Origin of the sequence: Streptomyces coryli (assembly GCF_011044975.1) — a bacterium.
GTDB classification, from domain to species: domain Bacteria; phylum Actinomycetota; class Actinomycetes; order Streptomycetales; family Streptomycetaceae; genus Streptomyces; species Streptomyces coryli.
Window position 1 is genome coordinate 1 of sequence record NZ_JAAKZV010000481.1, and the last position, 2,489, is coordinate 2,489.

Genomic DNA, 2,489 nt, shown 5'->3' on the forward strand with positions numbered 1-2,489 from the left:
ACTCCGCGGCCCGCGTCCTGGACCGGCACCGCGACGCCGCCGAGGCGGCCGCCGCCGCTGCCGCCGCTGCCCAGACCCCCCGTATCGCCCCTGCCACCGCCTACGCCCTCGGCGTCCTCCACGCCGACCAGCGCCACGAAGTGGAGGCCGCCCGTTTCGCCTTCGGCCGGCTCTGGACCCCGGCTCCCGGGGAGGAGGAGCCCGAGAGGAGATGACCGACGTGGCAGACAACATCGCAGGCGACATCGCGGGCAACACCGCAGGCAAGGGCCCGATCCGCGCGGCCGGCTGCGTCCTGTGGCGCTCGTCCCCGCGCGACGGCACGGTGGAGATCGCGCTGGTCCACCGCCCCAAGTACGACGACTGGTCCCACCCCAAGGGCAAGCTCAAGCGCGGCGAACAGCCCCTCGCAGGCGCGGTCCGCGAGGTCGCGGAGGAGACCGGCTACGCCTGCTCCCCGGGCGTCCGCCTGCCGAGCCTCCGCTACGAGGTGGGCGGCCGCGACAAGACCGTCTCGTACTGGGAAGCCGAAGCCACCAGCGGCACCTTCCAGCCGAACAACGAGGTGGACCACCTCATCTGGCTCCCGCCCCCGATGGCCCGCCGCCGGTTGTCGTACGCGCATGACCGCGAGGTGCTGGACGCGATGCTGAGCGCGGTGCACGCGGCGTAGGGGGCGGGCGTCACCGCCGCGGCGCGAGAGCGTCCCAGGCCACGGTGACCTCGCCCTGCCGCCACCGGCCGGGCCGGTCCACGACGGGCCAGTCCGACGCGATGGCGGACACGGCCCGTAGCCACCGCTGCCGCACTCCCAGCGCCGCGTATGGCGCCGCCGTCGCCCAAGCCCGATCGAAGTCCCGCAGAAAAGCGTGCACCGGTTCCCCCGGCACATTCCGATGAATAAGCGCCTTGGGCAGCCGCTCCGCCAGATCCGACGGCGCCGAAAGCGAAGCCAGCCGCGCAGCGAACGTCACCGTCCGCGGCCCCTCGGGCCCGAGCGCCACCCACACCTGCCGCCGCCCGACCTCATCGCACGTCCCCTCCACCAGCAGCCCACCCGGCGCCAGCCGCCCGCACAACCGCTCCCACGCCGCGCCGACCTGCTCCTCGTCGTACTGCCGCAGTACATTCGCGGCCCGGATCAGCCCGATCTCCCCGTCCACCGGCACCTCGAACCCACCCCGCACAAAGCTGAGCCCGTCCCGCACATAAGCCTGCGCAGCCGCGACCCGCTCCGGCTCGATCTCGACCCCGACCACGGCCACCCGCGGTACGGCGGCCCGCAACCGTTCCAGCAACTCAACGGCGGTCCAGGGCGCCGCCCCGTAACCAAGATCCACCGCCACCGGCGCCCCCATCCGCCGCAACGCGGGCCCCTGCACCGCGGCAATCCACCGGTCCATCCGCCGCAGCCGATTCGGATTGGTGGTACCCCGCGTCACCGCACCGACGGGACGCGACCTGGAGACCATGCCCCAGAGCCTACGAGCCCCTAGAGCTGCCGGCCTTCCGTGAAGCAGACCTCGACGCAGCACTCGCCGGGGCGGGGGTCGAGTTCCGCGGTGAGGGTGATGATGCGCATGCCGTCGAGATAGCCGGTGAGGAAGGCCTTGTTGAGGCCGCAGACCAGTTCGGGGGCGCGCTCGGCGAAGGGGTGGAAGGGGCAGTTGCGCTGACGCAGGCGGTCGGGGCCCTCGCGGACGGGCTCGAAGCCGTGCTCGTAGAGCATCCGCTCGCAGATGGTCAGTGCCCGCTCGGGGCCGAGCCGTCCGGGGCGCTGCGTCTCGCGCTGGGCCTCGCCCAGGCGATGGCCGCGGCGGCGGGCGAGGCGCAGTGCGGCGGCGGCCGCGTCCTCGCCGCCCGGCCGGTCCTCGTTGACGGCGTCGAGGAGCAGGCCCGCGAGCAGCTCGTGGCGCCGCTCGGGGATGCTGACGTGCAGCCGCAGCCCGGTGGGCTCGTAGGCCTTGGGCCGCCGCCCCACCCGCTTCACCGACCCCGGCGCCGCCGGCCCCACGTCCAGCAGCCCGGCCGCGACCAGCTTGTCGAGGTGAAAGGCGGCGAGCTTACGGGAGATGCCCACATGCGCAGCCGCCTCGTCGCGCGTCACCGGCCGGCCCGCACGGCGGATGAAGGTGTACATCCGCCGCCGCGATCCCTCTGAGAGGACGCTAACGGCTTCGAACTCGGCATCGGCGGACATGCCAACCACCATATGTCCAACCCGAGTTGGCGGAAATCACTGCAGCCAAGCAACTTCCGGGAACCCTTGGCAGCCGCCCGCCATAAGTCCAATCCTCCTTGGCGAAACGCTCCACCCCTACGCAGCGCCCCGCCCGAGCCTGACCGCGTGGGCCGCCACGACCTTCGGTGGGCTTCTGAGGAGCGGGCGTCACCATCCGATGCCAAGCCCACCGCCCCCGACACCTCAGCACGCCGATGCCACCAAGCCTCTCGGCTCCACGGCCAAGCCCTCCGCCCCGCCACCAAGC

Annotated in this window: 3 protein-coding genes and 1 pseudogene; 2 read left to right on the top strand and 2 right to left on the bottom strand. The window is 73.0% G+C overall.

The features are described 5' to 3' along the window. Together G5C51_RS41465 and G5C51_RS41470 are read left to right on the top strand one after the other, a co-directional pair. Positions 1–215 (top strand): annotated as a pseudogene (locus G5C51_RS41465) (CHAD domain-containing protein); the annotation flags it as partial. After that, a complete protein-coding gene (locus tag G5C51_RS41470) occupies positions 212–673 on the top strand; it encodes an NUDIX hydrolase (protein WP_165246036.1) in 462 nt (153 codons plus the stop codon). The pseudogene G5C51_RS41465 and the gene G5C51_RS41470, both read left to right, overlap by 4 nt. Before the next feature lie 10 nt (positions 674–683). Here G5C51_RS41470 and G5C51_RS41475 read toward each other — a convergent pair whose 3' ends face one another. Continuing rightward, positions 684–1,472: a class I SAM-dependent methyltransferase gene (locus tag G5C51_RS41475; RefSeq protein ID WP_165246038.1), complete on the bottom strand. Its 789-nt coding sequence runs from the start codon at positions 1,470–1,472 to the stop codon at positions 684–686. A gap of 20 nt (positions 1,473–1,492) precedes the next feature. Continuing rightward, the gene (locus G5C51_RS41480; protein ID WP_165246040.1) at positions 1,493–2,200 is read right to left on the bottom strand and encodes a helix-turn-helix transcriptional regulator; all 708 of its coding nucleotides are present in this window, start codon (positions 2,198–2,200) and stop codon (positions 1,493–1,495) included. Between the last annotated feature and the right edge of the window lie 289 nt (positions 2,201–2,489).